Here is a 17,865-nt window from a genome sequence, read left to right as displayed (position 1 = left end):
ATACCATGGAGAGCCCATACGACGCGGTACTTGGCCGCAACGCCGCCTTTGACAACGGAGATATCGCCGCCGTGCTCGCCCCGGAAGCGCTCGACGCCGCCACGGCGTTGCTACGGGCCGCGATCTCCGACGACGGGCCCGACCCGGCCGCCGTCCACCAGGTCGCATCCCTGCGCTGGCGCCGTGCACAGGCCCGACCCGGTGCGACCAGCGGCCCCGACCTGGTGTTCTGCCATGAACTGTTCAGCAAACTGGAGACCCTGGCACCAGAATTGGTGCCGACGCGGTTCTCCACCGTTCCTGCAGAAGGCGCCCCGGCGGAGTGGGCGGTCGACGCGGCGACACTGTTGGAGTACGTGCAACACAGTGGCGACGACCGGGCGCTCGATTGGGCGATACGGCTGCTAAGGCGCGCTTTGGCGACCGCGCCACAAGCCGACCGCTGGTCGAATCTCAGCACCGCGCTCCGCCACCGCTACGACCGCCATGGCAACGAGAGCGACCTCACCGAGTGCGTCGACGCCGCTGAGACCTCACTGGTCGACATCGATGGCCATCATCCGGACTGGGCGGCGTGCATGGGTAACCTTGCCGTGGCGCTGCAAACCCGCTATGAGCGCGACCGCATGGCCGACGACCTCAACCGGGCCATCGCCAACCTCGAAGCCACGATCGACGAGGACCGCGACCCGCTCGACGCCGCCATCCGCCTGACCAATCTGTGCCTCGCCCGGCACGATCGATACCTCGCGCGCGCCGACCCGGCCGATCTCGGCGCCAGCGAGGAGGCCGGACGCCGCGCGTTACACCTGATCGGCGGTCACCCTGAGCGGTATTCGGTGCACTCGACCCTCGGCCTAGTCCTCCATACGAAGTTCGAATCCACCAATGCGCCCGCTGACCTGACCGAGGCGCTCCAACACGCTACCGCCGCCGCGAGTGCCCCCGCGGAGCACCCTTCGCATGGCCGATTTCAGGCGAACCTCGCTAACACCCTGCGCACCCGCTTCGAGGACGACGGCGACCTGGACCACCTGACTGCCTCGATCAACGCTGGCCGGTCCTCTCTCGCCAGCAACGACCCCGACACCACGTCGCGGCTAAACAACCTCAGCCTTGCCCTGCTTGCCCGATTTGACCATTTTGGTGAAATCGCCGACGTCAACGAGGCGATCACCCACGGCGAACTGGCGTTAGCTGGGCTCGGACCGCGTCACACCGACTACGGACCGTGCGCGACGAACCTCGCTCGGGCTCACCAGACCTGGTTCGCCGCCCACGTAGCCGACCGATCAGCCGAGGAACGCAGGGGGCACATCGACCGAGCGGTGAAGCTCGCCACAGATGCCGTCGAGGTTACCGCGCACACAGACCCTAGCTACGCTGGCAGACAAGCCAACCTCGGCATATCGCTGCGCTACCGCTTCGAGGCCCTAGGTGCCGAGGTCGATCTCGACGCGGCGGTCGCCGCGGCCACCGCTGCGGTCGGCGCCGTCGGTCCCGCTCACCCCCAGCGGGCTGGTTGGTTGACCAACCTCGGCAACACGCTCCGCGTCCGATATCTGCGTCGCGAGGATCCAGCCGACCTCGACGCCTCGATAGCGGCAGCCACCGAGGCGGTGCGGCTTACACGACCCGGCCAAGCGGACCTCCCGCGACTCATGTCCAACCTCGGGAACGCGCACGAGTTGCGCTACGCCACGCGCGGCCAGCGCCGCGACGCCCGCACCGCACTTCGCCTATGGGGTGCGGTCGCCAATTCGGCGATTGCACCGGCCGGGATCCGGGTCGAGGCGGCCCGCGTTCGGGCCCGCCTCGCATTGGCGATCGGACAACGCCGCCTATCGGTGCGCGCATACACCGAAGCGATCAGCCTGCTGCCGTTGGCGAGCTGGCGCGGACTGCGACGGGCGAGCCAGGAGCGGACGCTCGTGCGTTGGCCGCAGTTGGCCAGCGATGCGGCGGCGGTCGCGATCATCCGACACAGGCCACGCCAAGCGCTCACGCTGCTGGAACACGGGCGCGCCGTACTCTGGGCGCAGCTCGCAGCGGCCCGGATCGACCTTTCCGAGCTCGCAGCAACCGAACCGGACCTAGCAGCTCGCATGGACTCCATCCGCGCCGAGCTTGACCAATGAGGTAAAGACAGGGGTCAATGTCGTAGTCGGTGTTTCGGCGGTTGTGCATCGCGATCCGGCTGATCTTGGCCAGCTTCCGGCCCTCGTCTATAGACATGGGCCGGACGAACACATCGGGTCCACGACCCACCAACACCACCTCCTGCGTCGGCATGCGGGACCAGCCTGACCGGCCACCAGCAAGATCAACAATCAGGTCGACCTACCGAGACGAGCCGATAGAGCGACAGCCCCTGATGGCGAGAAAGAGGGTTCTGGTGAGCGCCGTCGTCCCCGCGTCGTCATGGACGCAACCTGGCCGAACGTGACCGTGTTCGCCTGTCTTCCCGACCGGCGCGTGCTGTTTGGCCAGCGTAATCGCTTCTCTCTGTGCAGGCATGGGCCATTCCCAGATCCCCCTGGCCGCTGAGTCCTTCGCGTCATCCACCATGCGGTATGTGCGGATGTTGGGACTGCTAAGGCAAGCTGAGCAGGTGCCTGCAGCAGTCATCACCGCTAGTGCGAGCGTCATCGTCGCTGTACTCGCGTTCATCCTTAATCAACTCGCGCAAGCGAGGCAGGAGCGTCGCGAGGCGCGGCTGGTCAGGATCAACAGTCAACTGCGAGAGTTGTACGGGCCGTTGAACGCTCTCGTCGAGGTGAACGAGCGCATCTGGGAAGCGTTGCGTTCGTCGCGGTTGCCCGGCAAGGAACACAGAGGCCCCATAGGTAGTACGGACGACTGGCGACGTTGGCGGGACCGAGCGCTGAATCGGCTCAACCATCAGATGCGCGACATCATCGTTGAGCACGCCGACCTCTTGATCGAACTGGATCTACCCCAGCCCATGCGCGATTTCTGCGCCCACGTCGCCTCTCTCGAAATCGTTCTCGCCGCGGAAGCCGACCGCCTCTACGAGCGCACCCTCATCAGTCATCCTGGGGAACCATTCGTAAAATACGTCCGAGACTCTTTTCGTCGCCTCAAACAGGATCAACAGCGCCTCCTGCGGTAATCAGGTCCATCTGGATGTCGCATTACGCCCCCGTGTGCGATTCACTGAAGTGAAGGCTTCGACGGCAGCCCCGATTTCCCACATGCTGATGCGAGCTCCGCTAGCCCCGTGTGTCGCACGTGGTGATGAGTGAGATGGTCCCCGGCGCCGGGAATCTATTGATCATGGTGGTTTAGTGGGGTCGACGGCAAGAAGGTCGAGCCGTCTGGTCTGGATCGGGCCGGGCTGCGGATGGTCGAAGGTTGCCTGCTGGTGGCCGGGGATCAGCCGTACCGGCCAGGGCCTGGAAAGTGACCGCCGGTGGGCTTGGCTTTCTGGCTGGGATGCGGCGCGGTCGTGGTGGTTTCGGGGGCGAGGGCTCGGCGGACGGAACACTCGGTGAGGCAGAAGATCAGCAATGCCAGACAGATCACGGTGATCAGGGCTTCGATGCGCCGGTTGTTCTTGAGGAACATCGGCGTCACTGCCAGCGGGCCCTTGAACGCGCTGTAGCGGCGTTCAACCACTTCCTACCTTGTTCCGGACCAGCACGGTCACGGCGTCGGTGGTGGCGGTCAGTTGGTGGGCAGGGCGTACCAGCCGTCGGTGGCCCTTTTGCCTCTAGGGCGGTCTCGTCGAACCACCAGGTCAGGGTTGGTTTGCCGGTGGCCGGGGTCGGTGCCGGTCTTGCTGCGCCGATAGGTGTTCACTCGGCGGTCTCGGGCGGTGGCGGTGACCCGGTCGGTCATGGCCTGCTCGGTCGGGTAGTGCCGAGAGCCCAGGCCGCGAGCCAACCGTTGCAGGTCATCGCGGACGCGGTCGAGCTTTTGGCCCGCGCCGTGACGGCCGCCGTAGCTCATGCACTGCAGTGTACGAACACCCGCCGCAACCACAGTGCGGGTTCGGTCTTCTCCTTGCCCGGCACGGTCAGCGTGTCCTCATGCACCCGCCAGGCGCCAGTGTGATCGGCGGGCTTGCCGTGTCACGTTCCCCGGTGTAGTCCACGGTGGCGGGCCAGGTCGATGTCGAGCCCGGCCAGCTCAGCGGCGTCGACGTAGAGCTTGGACGCCGGGGCGATGAACCGCATCTCGGCTGTGATCATCGCGTGCGGATTGCCATAGGAACCCGTTCGGAGTCGCCGACGAGCAGGAAACGCCTCGACCCGGCCACGTACTTCAACGCGGTCATCGCGCCCACGACCTGGGCCACCTCGCCAGCGTTGCCGTCGTAGGTGCGGTGCCAGAGCGGGATCCCACCGTCCCCGGTCACCACCAGCCCAGCTTGAACCTGCTTCGGATCCGGGCGGCGGTCCTTCGGATGACCGAACTCCGGGTCGCGAACTGGTCATCAGCCTGCTCCTAGGCGCCGTAGAGGGAGATCGAGGTTGTATCCCACAGCAGCCGCGACACATCCACCCCGAACGCGGCGATCGCTTGCGCCCCAACAGATCCGACGATCCTATCGAGCTCCGGCGCGATCGCGTCCAAAGCGCGGGCAATCTGGTCGTCGCCCAACGCGGCCAGCTCGATCCCGAACGCTTCGGGCACCGCCCAGGCCAGCGCTCAGTCCTGGATCGGTACAACAGCGCGAGAATCCGCCGCCCATCGATTGTTCATGTCGGTGCCGTTGCCTCCGTAGCTGGACCGCAGTCGGCAAACCTCGTCCAGTAGTCGACGCCGAAACAACAGAGCCCGCAGAGGATCTCGGTCACGATGCGGTCGCCGCGCATGAGACGAGAGAGGCAAGCTGCTCGCATCGTACCGGTCGACGAGTTCGATCGTCTTGGGTGCATGAGTCAGGCCGGCGTTGGGGCGGTGTGCTGTTGGTCGAGTTGATCGACGTCGCGCAGGCGCACTTGCACACAGGCATCGACGTTATGGTGCACCACAACCGGTGCGGTTTCGGGACACGACCACGCTGAGGAGCGACATGAGCGAAGTCGACGATCTGCTCGGGCTCGTCGAAGCGCGGCTGGCGAAGGCGGCCGGCGGAAACCGAGAAGCGGTGGCCGACGCCGGGGCAGCTGTCATCATCAGCCGCCTAGTCGGACTGCTCGGCCACCAGGAGCCCACTGCCCACAGTGCGGCCGAAGCGGCCTACCTCGTAGGGATGCTGCTGTGGTCGCACGGCATCACCCTGACCGGCGCGGAACAGGAACCAGCCCTACGCGGCGCCAGGATGCTGCTGATCCGCGCCACGTCGCTACCGGGGAGACTGTCCCCCGAAGCAGTCGCCGATATCCGGGCAATCACCGACGGCAAGCCGGAAGACCAGCTCACCCACGGCGTGGAACTGCTCAGGTTGGCAGTGGCAATGAACCACGCCGCACTACTGGACCGTGCGATCGACATGCTGCGAGGGCTCGCGGCCGAGATAGAGCCGACAGGTTCCCGTTACGCGAACGTCGCTAGCAACCTCTCGACCGCGTTGCGGTTGCGATACCAAGCCACGACCCGCCCGGCCGACCTCGACGAGGCGGTCACGATGGCTGAGTCGGTCGTGCGCATCCGGCCGGACGAACCCAACCTGCTCTCGACTCTGGCAGCGTGCCTGGCGATGAGAGCCGACCGCTCCGGTTCGGCCGACGACCGAGACGCGGGAATCCGGCTGCTGCGGACCGCGCTCGCCACGACGAGACCTGATGATCCCGACCACGGAGTGCACCTAGCCAACCTGGCCACTGCGCTGCGAGTACGGGCGGACACGCGATCATCCCGCGCCGACCTGGAGGAAGCCGTTGAACTCGGCAAGCAGGCGCTCACCGCCTCCCGCGGGCCTGAGATGGCTGCCCGGTTGGCCACGTTGGGATCAGCGCTGGCCCTCAGGCACCGGTGGACCGGCCACCAGGCAGATATCGACGAGGCACTTGAGTTCCACCGGCAGTCGGTGCACCTCAGCCCTGCGGGCGGCGCAGAGCGGGCTGCCCGGCTCTCCGACCTCGGCCTCACCGCCCGCGAGCGGTTCCACTCCACCGGGCTGGCCGCCGACCTCGACGAAGCGGTGACCAGTCTTCTGGAGGCCTGTGAGCGAGGCCCCGTCCAGGACCCCCGATTCGCCTCCTGGGCGTCCAACCTGGGTGCTGTGCTGATGGACCGCTTTCAGTACCGCCGGAACGGCCCCGACCTCGAACTCGCCCTGACGACGTGCGCCGCCGCAGCCGACGCCACACCCGTCAACTCAGGAGACCGCGCACGCCGACTGTCTAACCTCGGCATGGCCTATCGCACGCGCTACGAGGAAGCCGGTGCCGAACAGGATCTAGACCTAGCCGTCGCGAGCCACCTGGAAGCGGTCGAGGCCCTGACGCCCAACAACCCCTCGGCCAGCGCAGTGCTCTCCAATGCGGCGAACGCCCTGAGGACGTCATTCGAGGGGCGCTCCCGCTTCGACCACCTCGACATGGCGATCTCACTCGCGCAACGAGCGGTCGCGGCCACCCCGACCGGCCACGCCTCCCTGTCCCTGTACAGGTCGAACCTGGGCTCCCTGCTCCGCGTACGCTTCACGGTCGCGGGCGCGCACACCGATCTAGACGCCTCGATCGACCACCACAGGTCCGCCGTCATTCAAAGCCGCGAGCACGACCCCAAGCGCAACCGGTACCTGTCGAACCTCAGCGGCGCGCTATCGACCCGGTTCGAGCAGACCGGGAGCATGACAGACCTAAACGAGGCGGTGACAACCGGACGCGAAGCGGCCCAAGCCCACAGTCATTCCCCACTCGACCGTCTGCGGTGTCTGTCGGTGCTCGGCGGCGCACTGGCCCTGCGCTTCGAGCGGACCGGCGCACTTGGCGACCTGGACGAGGCGATCCACTCCTCGCAGGCTGCGACGCGCGAGCTGCCCGAAGGCCACGTCGACCGCGGCAGGTACCTGGCGAACGTGGCGACCATGTTGGCCTCTCGGTTCGTCCGCACCGAGGCCGACACCGACCTGGACAACGCTGTGGCGACCGGCCGCGACGCGGTCGCCGCGACCCCAGCCGAGCACCCCGATCTGGCCGGGCGCCTGTCCAACCTCTGCATCGCGCTGCAGCTCCGGTTCCGCCGTCACCACTCGACGACCGACCTGGACGAGGCGGTGAACACCGGCCGCCGAGCGCTGGCCGCCACCGAACCGGGCAGTGTTGCCCGACCGGGTCGCCTCTCGAACCTGGGCCTCGCACTCCTCGACCGGCACAAGCGGTCACGATCCGAGGACGACCTCGATGAGGCACTGCAGCTGTGCCGGGAAGCCGTGGACACAGCCCCACCGGAGCACCCCGACCGCGCGAAGTCGTTGCTGAACCTCGGGAGTGCGGTTGCCGCACGCGGCAACACCCGTGCGACGGCTACAGATGTGCTCGAGGCCGAGCAGCTGTGGCGCGAGGCCGGGGACACCTCTGCGACAGCGAGCTCCGTGCGCGTCATCGCTCACGCGGCGCGAGGACAGTCAGCAGCCGAGCGCGAAGAGTGGACCTCCGCCGCAGCCGCTTACGGTGCCGCAGTCCGATTGTTGCCGGACCTGGTGTGGGCAGGAGCGCTGCGCACTGACAGCGAGGACGCTCTCACCGACTGGAGGGGCCTAGCCTTGGATGCTGGGGCTGCCGCCCTTGCCGCGAAGGACCCCGCAGGTGCGCTGCACGTCCTTGAAGCTGGCAGGGGCATGCTGTGGTCGCGAGTGCTCGAGACGCGCGCCGACTTGGACGCGCTCGACATCGTGGCTCCCGATCTGGTCGCCCGGATGAGAAGAGGTGCTTGGGCGGTTCGACGTTCCCCCGCAGGGCTGACTGGTGGCATCGACCCGTTCCCTGAACGAACCGTCTGAGCGGGAGCGGACGGCAGTACGTAGGGCTGGTGTGCACCCCGGCACGGCAGCTCGACGGTGAAGACCTGTGCGGCATTGCGACGCGAACCGCGGACTCGGCCCGTCAGGCTGGCCTGCCAACGGTGTTGGGCAGAGCGCAGGCGTGTCGCGACTGAGGTGTGAGTACGAGTGGAAGGCAGTGCCATCCCGCACTTCGATCACCGGTGGTTCTCAGCTCGGCTTCCGGTAGGAGCGAGGTGAGTGCGCACCGCGCGTGCCGAACGGGAACGGCCAACGCGGCGCCACCAGCGTTCTTCGAGCCAAGGTTGGACACCACCCAGGGCCGGAACCGGCTCGACAAGTCGCCATGATGGGGAGCTGACCCTCATGAGTTCCCATGATGGGCTCGACGAGCGTGACCAAGGCGGCGACACCATAAAGGCGAGCCCGACAGCATCCGCCCGACGAAGGCCATGCGCCGTCTTCACCCTGCGGTGGCACTGCGCTGCGACGGTGCGCATGCCGAGCGCGGCGAACGGCTGCCTTGCATGACATTTGTCGCAGTGGACGAATCGAACACGTTCGTCGTCAAGCTGCGGTCGTCCGAGTCAGACGCACCGTCACCCGTCTACCTCCTGACAGTCGTCAGAGCACCCCCACGTGCGCTCTGCTGGACAGATACCAGGCGATGATGGCGCTCTCTGAATAGGGCCGGTCCTGCTCTCTGAAATTCCCCAGTTGGTTGTCCGTTCCAGCGTGTCGTTTGCGCTGGTCAGTGGCCCTTCGGGTGACGGTTCGCGGTGTTGGTCGCCGTGGTCCGTGGCTGGAGGGTTGGATGCTCTCGCTGGAGGAAGACGTGGAAGCGCAGGCGCTGCGCGAGCAGGGCTGGTCGATCTCGGCGATCGCGCGACATCTGGGTCGTGATCGCAAGACGATCCGCAGGTATCTTGCCGGGGAGGCCGAGCCGGGTCGACGGCGTCCGGCGGCACCGGATCCGTTCGCGCCGTTCGTGGAGTACTGCCGGGCGCGGCTTGCCGACGACCCGCATCTGTGGGCGGCGACGCTGCTCGACGAGCTGATCGAGTTGGGCTATCGGGGCGGCTATTCGTCGTTCACCCGCGCGCTGCGCCGCCACCGGCTGCGTCCGCACTGCGAGCCCTGCCAGGCCGCCCGTGGCCGGGACGTCGCGATCATCACGCACCCGCCGGGTGAGGCAACGCAGTGGGACTGGTTGGAGTTGCCGGACCCGCCGCCCGGGTGGGGTGTCGGCCGCAGCGCGCACCTGCTGGTCGGTGCGCTGGCGCATTCGGGTCGGTGGCGGGCGGTGTTGGCCGACGCGGAGGACTTCGCGCACCTGGTCGAGGCGATGGACGCGGTGGTGCGCAGGTTGGGTGGGGTGACCCAGGTCTGGCGGTTCGACCGGATGGCCACGGTCTGCTTCCCGTCCTCGGGGCGGATCACCCCGGCGTTCGCGCAGGTCGCCAAGTACTACGGAGTCCGGTCGGTGACGTGTCCGCTGCGGCGAGGCAACCGCAAGGGCGTGGTGGAGAAGGCCAACCACTCCGCCGCGCAGCGCTGGTGGCGCACTCTGGGCGATGAGGTCACTATCGGCCAGGCGCAGGCCGGGATCGACCGGCTGGCCGCGAAGATGGACGACTCCCGCAGGGTCCGTGACGGCGAGCCCACCACCGTCGCCGCCCTGGCCGATGCCGAACATCTGCACCCGGCGCCGCTGGTCGCGTTCCCGGCCGAGTTCGACGTCGCCCGGACAGTGAGCCCGCAGGCGTTGGTGTCCTTCCGCGGCAACGCCTACTCGGTTCCGCCGGGGCTGGGCGGCGCCCAAGTCCAGGTTCGGCACCGGCTCGGCGCCGAGCAGCTGCGCATCGTCACCGCCCGCGGCGCCACCGTCGCAGTCCACCGCCGCGCACCCGACGGCGCCGGTCGCACGGTCCGCGACAACGGGCACGTCATCGCACTGGAGCAGGCCGCGCTCGGCGCGTTCACCACGGCACGCCCGTGCTCCCACAAGACCCGCCGACCGCCCTCGGCGGCGGCGTTGGCCGAAGCAGCCCGGCTGCGCGGCCTCCCGACGACAGGGCCCGCAGCCCACGTCGTGATCGACCTGTCCACCTACGCAGCCACCGCCGCACGGCTGGACAGGGCACCGACCTACGAGTCCGAGGACGACTGAAACCGTTGTCCACCAACCAATCCACCAACCGGTCAGGGCCACAGATGAGTGAAGCCCGCCGCTACCAACAACTCCGCGCGCACTTCTCCTACCTCAAGCTCGACAACGCCGCCGAAGCGCTGCCCCGGGTCCTGGACGCGGCAAGGTCGGAGAACCTGACGATGACCGCGGCCCTGGAACGGCTGCTGGAGATCGAGGTCAACGCCACCGAGGAACGTCGCCTGTCGTCGCGGTTGCGGTTCGCCTGTCTCCCGGATCCCGTGACTCTCAACGACTTCGACTTCGCCGCTCAGCCCGGCGTCGACGAGAAGTTGATCCGGGATCTGGCCACGCTGCGGTTCCTCGACGACGCGTCCAACGTCCTGCTCGTCGGCCCGCCGGGTGTCGGCGAGACCATGCTCGCCACCGCCCTGGCCCGAGGCGCGGCCGAGGCAGGCAACCGCGTCTACTTCACCACCGCGGCCGACCTCGCCGCCCGCTGCCACAAAGCCGCCGTCGAGGGACGCTGGTCCACCTGCATGCGGTTCTTCGCCGGACCGAAGCTGTTGGTGATCGATGAACTCGGCTACCTGCCGCTGCCCGGCGACGGCGCCTCCGCACTGTTCCAAGTGATCAATCAACGCTACCTGAAATCGTCCACGATCCTGACCACGAACGTCGGGATCGCTGACTGGGCAACAGCTTTCGGCGACGCGACCGTCGCCGCGGCCATGCTCGACAGGCTAGTGCACCGCGCCACCGTCGTCGGCATCGATGGACCCTCCTACCGGCTCCGCAACCACCAAACCACCTCCGACAAACTCCGCAGGGCGGTCAACGCGCATGTCTCCTAACCCGACCAGGGCCATCCCCATGACCTGCCCCATCTGCTGGGAACCGTTCACCGCCACCGGGCGCAACGCCAACAACCGCATCTACTGCTCACCCGAGTGCAAACGCACCGCCGCCGCCTGCCGCGAGGTCGACCGCGCAACACACAACCCACCCAACCGCACCCGCAGCCCTCGACATCGGCCCAGCAGTTCCCACAGACAGCAGCCCAGCGCGACTGCCCCCACTGCGGCGGACCCATCACCATCGTCGCCCTGCTCACCACACCCGAAGCAGCACGACCCACCATGCCCACCGCCGCGGCCGACCGAGTGATCCCACTCCGCCGCTAAGCTGCACACCTGGGGAGTTTCAGCGAGCAGCTCTGAGTCATTTCAGAGAGCGCCATCAGCGATGCGCGGCAGGGCACCGGCACGCCGACCTCACCCCGCTGCGCGCCCTCCACCCAGCACCGCGATGAGCGTCCGCGCGCCTTCCGCACTGTAGCTCGTGACAGTGTGATGGGTGACGATCCCGGGAAGGAAGCTCAACGGGATCTCGTCAGCGGACCGGCCCGGCAGGATGACTGGAAGGATCTTCTTGGTCCATGTCTCGCGCTCGCGGTGCAACAGGTCGGCGAGGCGGAGGTACTCGAACTCAGCCGCCTTGTGCTGTCCGGGCGGCAGTTCGTCCTGGCTTGCCGCCAGGTAGGCGGGAGAGGCGATCGGCAGGACGAAGTCGCTGCGCAGGATGCCGGTGACGATCCACTTGTCCCAGTTCCGCTGGGAGTCGAGGCCGTTCTGGTCGTAGTGCACGTCAGCCCCCCAATCGGTCAGGAAGTCGTGGAATTGCCGGACTGCGGCCTTGTGCTCGCGGTTGTCGTGGGCGTAGGAGATGAAGATCCGCGGCGCCCCCCTCTCCCTACGTTCTCGGACCACCGCGAGTGGCTGCTGCTGCGCGCGTGTCGCCGTCGGCAGCGCCACGGTGAACGAGTCGCGGCGCCCCACAGGGCGCAGCTTGAGCTCCGGCGGTGTCTCCAAGTGGTAGGTGCCTGATGCCACGACCGCGAGCGCCTCCACCCCGTGCGGCACGAGCAGGACAAGGCCCGCCGTGTGCGTTCCGCCAGTGAGTGCGCCGACGTGCCGCCACCGCACGAAGTCACCTCCGACGCCGGTACACTCGACCCGGGACAGAAAAACGGGCATGGGGATGGTGTCGGCCGCTGAGCCGGGTCGCCAACGACCTGGCCCGGCCTCGCGCCGCACGAAGTTCAGCTGGCTGGTCAGGGTGTACGCGGCGGCACTGGTGGTCTCCTCCACGCTTCGCGGCAACGCGTCGGCGACGAAGGTGCCCGGCGGGAATTCGAAGCGGACCTCCGCCCACTGGGGGGCGGGGATGTCGTCGGCCACCGCGAAGTCGTAGTTCACCCGTACGAGGTAGGCCGACCACTGCCCCGAGACGTCGTCGGGCACGGGGTCTAGCTTGTGCACCTGCCACCCGCGTAGCTCGACCGCCCCCAACCGGATCCCGTTGGGCGACATGTCCACAGACCGAGTCGACTCCGCGAGGTAGAGAGGGACATCGCCGACGAATTGATCGTGCTGACCCGTGCTCAACTCGACCTCCGATGATCGGCGAGAGCTTTGCGCGCAGTATAGGGTGATCAACAGCCGTTCCCGGACACGAGCAGGTGAGCGCACCGGTGACACCCGAATTGCGAAACCGCCACATCCCCGACGTCGACCGACGCATGGCCCTGGCCGGGGAATGGGACGGGCTGGTCGACGAAGTCCGTCGGCTGCCGGGGTTCGAGGACTTCCTCCAGGCGCCATCGGCCGAATCCCTGCTGAGCGCGGCGGCGCGGGGAACGGTCGTGGTGGTCAACGTGAGTAGTTTGCGGTGCGATGCGCTCATCGTGACTGCTGGGCGAGTTCGGAGTATCGAGCTGCCGAACCTCACTGCGGCCGAGGTCGTCGAGCGGACGGGCGAGTATCTCGAGGTGCTCCGCGACGGTACGGCAGGCAGCACGGACCTCTCCTTCGCAGCGTCGCTCGCCGCCCGCGGCAGGCAGCGCGCCGAACGTGAGCGTGTACTCGGCTCCACCACCGAGTGGCTCTGGGACGCGGTGGCCGAACCGGTACTCGACGCCTTGGGGCCCCTAGCGGACACCAGCGCCTCCGATCTGCCGCCACGTCTCTGGTGGTGCCCGACCGGACTGCTGACCCTGCTGCCCTTGCACGGCGCCGGGCACCACCGCGCGGGCGACGGACGGACGCTACTCGACCGGGCAGTGTCCTCCTACACGCCGACCTTGCGAGTCCTGACCAGGTCGTTGGCGCCGCGCTCGACGAGGGAGCGGGACGAGCGGCTGCTGTTCGTCGGCGCCCCCGAGGTTCCGGACCAGATCGGTCTCACCGACGACGTCGCTGTGGAGCGGGACTACCTCTCGAGCCACATCCCAGGGGGCGTCGTCACGATCGAGGGACCCGCCGCCACCGTCGAGCAGGTGCGCCAGGCGCTGAGCAGGCACGCCCGGGTCCACATCAGCTGCCACGGCAGACAGAACCTGGCGACCCCGTCGTCGGCCGGGTTCCTGCTCACCGACGGAACGCTGGACATCCTGCGGCTGAGCGCGGACCGCCATGACGGCGACTTCGCCTACCTGTCGGCCTGCCGCACCGCATCAGGCAGCACCACACTCCCCGACGAGGTCATCACCCTGGCCGCCGCGCTGAACTACTCCGGGTACCGTCACGTGATCGCCACGCTCTGGTCGGTCGACTCGGCGGTCGCGGCTGAGATGACCACTGCGGTGTACCCGTCGCTCGTCGTCGGCGGCGCGTTCCGCGCGGAACGGTCCGCAGTGGCTCTGCACACCGCGATCAAGGACATGCGGGATGCGGGGCGACCACTGGATGACTGGCTTCCCTTCACCCACACTGGCGCGTGATCACCCCAACTCCCGTGTGATCGCCGCGAAACAGACTGGCCAGTTCGCGCGGCGGAGCGGCCATCACCTCAGCCTCCCGTCCCTGTCGAGCAGCAAAGCCGTGAGTGGCCGAGTGCCCGCGCCAGACTTTCCGGGAGCAAGTGCCTGGCCTGGTCGAGCGCTACCAGCGCCGGACCGTGCGATTGGGTGAGCAGGTCCGGTGGGTCGTGCGTGAGCTGGCCGGCCGGGCCTCCGCTCGGCTGTTGCCTGCGATCAGGGCATCGCATCCGGCGGACCCGCAGCCTCACCAGCACCCGGCGACCATCGACCGGCACATCCGCCGGGACCCGCTCATGAAGGCGTGAACACGGCCGGTCGGCGTGCCGCAGGACGGACACGCCACCGCATCGCCCCTGGTCGATGCCCGCACCACGATCACATCACCAGCGTCCTTGACGCTCTCGATCGACAGCGCTGACAGACCCGAAAACACCACACCGACCAGCTTCGCCGTCTCAGCCACAAACGATCATGGCAAGATCAACATCCGCCCGGCTGGAGACCCCGCACCACCACCGAAAGTGCGCCAGAGCCGTTGATGGACAGTCCCGCCGCAGCTGCGGCGTAGGGCCAGCTTCGCCGCCGCGGCACTATCACGCTGGCGGCAACAGCCCTTGCGGCTGACTCGGCCCCTTGCAGTCGAAGTTACGACGCCCGCTGATCTCAACGGTGAGTTCGCAAGCCAATTGTTGTACCTACTACTAAGTCGCCCGCCGGGTGGTCACAAGTTCGGCGTCGGTTCCTCGGTGTCAAACAGCTCAGGTGCATCAGGAGGCAGGCGACCGAGCAGCTTGAGCTGGAGGTAGCGCGCGAGCATCTCGGCGCCCTCTTGTTCGAAGACCACGGTCTTCGAGGCGAACGGGCGAAAGGAAACGGGGAAAGTAAAGCCTAGGACTCCACTCTCACCTAGCTTGTAGGTGGTCACCCCTGGGAGAGCGTTGGTGGACAGGGGAACGGCCGCCCAAGGGTTGACGAACAAGTGGAGGCCCTCCTCGAAGGTCTCCTCGTCTTCGTCGGGCCGATCACCGACGACATAGGCGAAGAAATCGGGCTCCGTGGCGTCAGGGGCGAAGTTGTAACAGGTGCCGAAACGTGTGAGCGCGGTGCCCACCGCGGCGAGTCCCTGTTCGGTGCCGATGCGGTTGAACTTGGATGCGGTATGCGAGTTGCTGAACAGCACGCCCGCCAGGTTCACCGCTTCGGGCTGCCGGAAGAGGCCGCTTGGCATCGACTTGATGCCCCAGGTGTGTTGTTCGATGGCTTCGGCGGTAACCGTGAGTTCTCCTGCATCGCCGCGGTACGCCACGTTGCGGGTGCCGTAGAGTACGTCGCGAGCAGGCCGTCGGGATGGAGCTGGGCGTGCGGGCCGTGGAATGCCCCGACGGCGACTACGAACGGGACACCGGCAGTGTGTGGCTTCTCCCAGTAAGCGGCGCCCTGCGCGTCGCGATGCTCAAGCTTGCGGCGCAATGCCTTCCCAACCTGGAACACGAACTCCTGGTCAGCCAGATCGAGATCATCGGGTAGCAGCGGGTACGGCGGACCGGGATCGAGAGGTGTGCCTTGCACAGGGTTGGTCGTCGTGACTTCGATGGCTACCGGCGCGTCGCCCCGGACCACGAAGTCCGGCGCTGGATGCGTGCGATCGAGGTCGAGGTCCATTTCCTCGAGGTGGGCGAACAACGCGAGTTCGAACACCCGCGCGGAGAATCCGCCGGTCTGGAACTCCCTGACGAAGCTGCGATCCACGTCGCGTAGATTGGCGAAGATCGCGTTGGCGAGCGCCCTGGCTGCGGTGTGCCCGGCACCCTGTGCCATACGCTGGAACAGCGGGTTCAGCTTGTTCCCCGGGACGACCGGTTCAAACAGATCACGAGTTCTCGGGATCACGGGGCAACTCCCGGTGTAGATGCGTCATCGGGGCAAGGTTCGTCAGGCACCGCGTCGGACGAGTGTTACATAGGTCCGGATCGTTGAAGCAGGCGCCAACGAATAGGTCACCTCTCCTCGGCGGCGTGGACGTGAGCTGGAGACACCGAATCATGCGAGGACCTTGCCAACCGATGTGAACCACCACCTGGTGAGATCCGGCTGACCTGGCAGCAGCCCGGCGGTGCGGCGAGTCACGCGACGTCAGTGCCACTATCGTCCGGCCTATGTTCGATGCCTTCACCAAGAACGAGTTGCTGCTGTCGATACTGCCGATGTTGGCAGGCGAGGACGTCGACCTGGAATCAGTCGAGACGGCCTTCAAGGCAACGAGGGGCGACTTCAGAGCAAAGTTCACGGCCGCAGTGCAGGCACAGTTGGCGCAACTGGCTGCGCCAGAGGTGTTCATTGATATTCCTGAGCATCCGGAACAGCTTCTCAAAGTCAACCTCGAGAAGCTGGTGCGCCCAGTTGTCTCCGGTTTCCTCCGCTCCTCCCCCACCAAGGACGAGTTGCTGAGCGAACTGGGCAGGATTCGCCAGCGTCAGGAACGGCGTCCGGCATGGATACCGCGGACATGTCCGGCAGGCAGGCGGCTGGCTCCGCCCAGCTCTGGCTCTGCCGACAGCCAGGTGCCAGATCGTCCGGTCGCGGTCGCGGCGCTGCCTGAGCTCGGCGAGATAGTTGTCTTGCTTCCTGGCGCCGAAGATGAGCGGCCGGAACTGGGGATGATGTCGGGCGGCATCGGGGAATGGGAATCCGCCCTGTACTCGGTACTGGGGTTCGTCGGAGAGGACCAGGCGCCGCGGACCGTCACCCTTGACTCGGCGGCCAACGAAGCTCTTGTACCCGAGGAAGCACGTTGGTGGCCGACAGAGCCGTCGAACCCTGCCCTGGCCTCGACCGATCCGGGCGTGGCCAGCGAACTGCTGGCCACCAGCGCGACGCTGGGCGGGCTGCCGGTCGCCGACCACACCACTGAGGCCTACGAAGCCGTGATCGACGCTTTGACCTCCGCCGGTGACTGGCGTTATAGCCCGCAGTGGCTGCTCGAGAGCTGGATTCCCGGCGACGATACCAAGGCCCTGACGATCGCACGTGCCGCTGTCGCCGGGTGGGCGGACGAGCAGCGAAGCGGCGTCATCATGTATGTCTACGGAGGAGCCCTCCATAGCATCGACGGCGCAGTGGGCACTCCCGATCCCCTTCATAGTTACCTGCTGGTGTCGACCCGGTCGATGGACCGCGCCGACACGGTCAGCACCGTCCATCGTGTTGTCTGGTCATGCCCAGGTGAGAACTGGTGCCATCGAGGCGGCTGTCCCGATGTTGAGCACCTCGAACTGGCCGCCCTCTTCGCACCCATCACCAATGCCGGTCTCGTGGCGGACCAGGCACTCGAGAACGACGAGGAACACTGGGTTCTCACGTACCAGCAGAGCTACGGCGATGGCGAGGGATCCGACTACGGCGACCGTGTCCTCGACGTGGCGACCTCGATCCTGCGCAGGGCAGGCTGGGTCGACCTGGAGGAATCAACGTGGGAAGGGGGCCTGGAACAAGCGCTCCTGCGTAGAGACAGGCACTGTCTGCTCGTCACGTACGATCCGGTCACCCGACAGCTTCAGCTGACGGACGGCAAAGCCGAGCTCGAGCTGACACTGCAACTGCTGTCCGATGATGGCGTCCTCGTCGTCGACGACGGAGGGACCGAACGCATCGATGTCGATGCTGCTGACGCCGAACGATGGGCGAAAGACCTGGTGGCCGCAGCCGACGATTTCCTCCAGGACCGCATCGACAGCACACCCGACGTGGCCTCCCCCATCCAGATCACAATTCTCGGACTTCATCCACACGGCGACGGCACACTGCGCGCGCCACACGCGGTGCACCTCGCCGACCGGCAGCTCAACACGATTCTCGACACCAGCGGGTTGCTCACGATCGAACGGTGAGGGCTCCAGTGATCGCCTGTGCGGGCCTTGACCACAACGTCAAGGCCCGCACATCAAGGTGTGTCCGTTTCCTAGGGAGTCCGCCAGTTCC

Annotated in this window: 14 protein-coding genes and 1 pseudogene; 7 read left to right on the top strand and 8 right to left on the bottom strand. The window is 67.0% G+C overall.

Annotation, left to right across the window (positions count from 1 at the left end):
• Positions 1–5: 5 nt before the first annotated feature.
• Both BN1701_RS35330 and BN1701_RS08665 read left to right on the top strand, forming a co-directional pair.
• The gene (locus tag BN1701_RS35330; protein WP_054047177.1) at positions 6–2,138 is read left to right on the top strand and encodes a hypothetical protein; all 2,133 of its coding nucleotides are present in this window, start codon (positions 6–8) and stop codon (positions 2,136–2,138) included.
• A 473-nt stretch (positions 2,139–2,611) separates the two neighbouring features.
• Entirely contained in the window at positions 2,612–3,133 is a 522-nt protein-coding gene (locus tag BN1701_RS08665) for a hypothetical protein (RefSeq protein ID WP_231949542.1), read from the top strand.
• A 263-nt stretch (positions 3,134–3,396) separates the two neighbouring features.
• On the opposite strand, the gene BN1701_RS08660 is transcribed toward BN1701_RS08665, so the two are convergent.
• From BN1701_RS08660 to BN1701_RS08650, 4 genes are all read right to left on the bottom strand, one after another.
• Entirely contained in the window at positions 3,397–3,639 is a 243-nt protein-coding gene (locus BN1701_RS08660) for a hypothetical protein (protein WP_054047175.1), read from the bottom strand.
• 48 nt (positions 3,640–3,687) lie between these two features.
• Positions 3,688–3,972 (bottom strand): hypothetical protein, encoded by a 285-nt coding sequence (locus BN1701_RS08655; RefSeq protein WP_054047173.1) that lies wholly within the window; start codon positions 3,970–3,972, stop codon positions 3,688–3,690.
• A gap of 238 nt (positions 3,973–4,210) precedes the next feature.
• Positions 4,211–4,384: a hypothetical protein gene (locus BN1701_RS35325; protein WP_157367835.1), complete on the bottom strand. Its 174-nt coding sequence runs from the start codon at positions 4,382–4,384 to the stop codon at positions 4,211–4,213.
• Between the two features lie 86 nt (positions 4,385–4,470).
• The gene (locus BN1701_RS08650) at positions 4,471–4,659 is read right to left on the bottom strand and encodes a hypothetical protein (protein WP_054047171.1); all 189 of its coding nucleotides are present in this window, start codon (positions 4,657–4,659) and stop codon (positions 4,471–4,473) included.
• 382 nt (positions 4,660–5,041) lie between these two features.
• Here BN1701_RS08650 and BN1701_RS08645 point away from each other — a divergent pair, with 382 nt between their 5' ends.
• The 3 genes from BN1701_RS08645 (at position 5,042) to istB (ending at position 10,921) form a co-directional block, all read left to right on the top strand.
• Positions 5,042–7,918: a tetratricopeptide repeat protein gene (locus BN1701_RS08645; protein ID WP_054047169.1), complete on the top strand. Its 2,877-nt coding sequence runs from the start codon at positions 5,042–5,044 to the stop codon at positions 7,916–7,918.
• Positions 7,919–8,732: 814 nt separating this feature from the next.
• Complete coding sequence (gene istA, locus BN1701_RS08640; protein WP_054047166.1) at positions 8,733–10,088, top strand: IS21 family transposase; 1,356 nt, start codon at positions 8,733–8,735, stop codon at positions 10,086–10,088.
• A 44-nt stretch (positions 10,089–10,132) separates the two neighbouring features.
• Positions 10,133–10,921 (top strand): IS21-like element helper ATPase IstB, encoded by a 789-nt coding sequence (istB, locus tag BN1701_RS08635; protein WP_054047164.1) that lies wholly within the window; start codon positions 10,133–10,135, stop codon positions 10,919–10,921.
• Positions 10,922–11,341: 420 nt separating this feature from the next.
• Here the strand turns inward: istB and BN1701_RS08630 are convergent, their stop codons facing one another.
• A complete protein-coding gene (locus BN1701_RS08630) occupies positions 11,342–12,370 on the bottom strand; it encodes a toll/interleukin-1 receptor domain-containing protein (RefSeq protein ID WP_172803214.1) in 1,029 nt (342 codons plus the stop codon).
• 230 nt (positions 12,371–12,600) lie between these two features.
• Between BN1701_RS08630 and BN1701_RS08625 the strand changes: the two genes are divergently transcribed.
• Entirely contained in the window at positions 12,601–13,848 is a 1,248-nt protein-coding gene (locus tag BN1701_RS08625) for a CHAT domain-containing protein (protein ID WP_172803213.1), read from the top strand.
• 254 nt (positions 13,849–14,102) lie between these two features.
• Here the strand turns inward: BN1701_RS08625 and BN1701_RS37180 are convergent.
• From BN1701_RS37180 to BN1701_RS35320, 3 genes and pseudogenes are all read right to left on the bottom strand, one after another.
• Positions 14,103–14,320 (bottom strand): annotated as a pseudogene (locus BN1701_RS37180) (transposase family protein); the annotation flags it as partial.
• A 288-nt stretch (positions 14,321–14,608) separates the two neighbouring features.
• Entirely contained in the window at positions 14,609–15,067 is a 459-nt protein-coding gene (locus BN1701_RS08615; protein WP_157367833.1) for a hypothetical protein, read from the bottom strand.
• Positions 15,068–15,078: 11 nt separating this feature from the next.
• Entirely contained in the window at positions 15,079–15,777 is a 699-nt protein-coding gene (locus BN1701_RS35320) for a hypothetical protein (RefSeq protein ID WP_157367832.1), read from the bottom strand.
• 266 nt (positions 15,778–16,043) lie between these two features.
• On the opposite strand from BN1701_RS35320, the gene BN1701_RS08600 reads away from it, so the two are divergent.
• Positions 16,044–17,774, top strand: a complete 1,731-nt coding sequence (locus tag BN1701_RS08600; RefSeq protein WP_054047150.1) for a hypothetical protein — start codon at positions 16,044–16,046, stop codon at positions 17,772–17,774.
• Positions 17,775–17,865: the final 91 nt, after the last annotated feature.

It is taken from the genome of Alloactinosynnema sp. L-07, assembly GCF_900070365.1.
GTDB lineage: Bacteria > Actinomycetota > Actinomycetes > Mycobacteriales > Pseudonocardiaceae > Actinokineospora.
This window is presented reverse-complemented; position numbering and strand designations above follow the sequence as displayed.

Bases quoted from the DNA above. Each gene is read 5' to 3' on its own strand.
- istB (WP_054047164.1), top strand. From the start codon at position 10,133: ATGAGTGAAGCCCGCCGCTACCAACAACTCCGCGCGCACTTCTCCTAC.
- BN1701_RS08600 (WP_054047150.1), top strand. From the start codon at position 16,044: ATGTTCGATGCCTTCACCAAGAACGAGTTGCTGCTGTCGATACTGCCG.
- BN1701_RS08655 (WP_054047173.1), bottom strand. From the start codon at position 3,972: ATGAGCTACGGCGGCCGTCACGGCGCGGGCCAAAAGCTCGACCGCGTC.
- istA (WP_054047166.1), top strand. From the start codon at position 8,733: ATGCTCTCGCTGGAGGAAGACGTGGAAGCGCAGGCGCTGCGCGAGCAG.
- BN1701_RS35330 (WP_054047177.1), top strand. From the start codon at position 6: ATGGAGAGCCCATACGACGCGGTACTTGGCCGCAACGCCGCCTTTGAC.
- BN1701_RS08645 (WP_054047169.1), top strand. From the start codon at position 5,042: ATGAGCGAAGTCGACGATCTGCTCGGGCTCGTCGAAGCGCGGCTGGCG.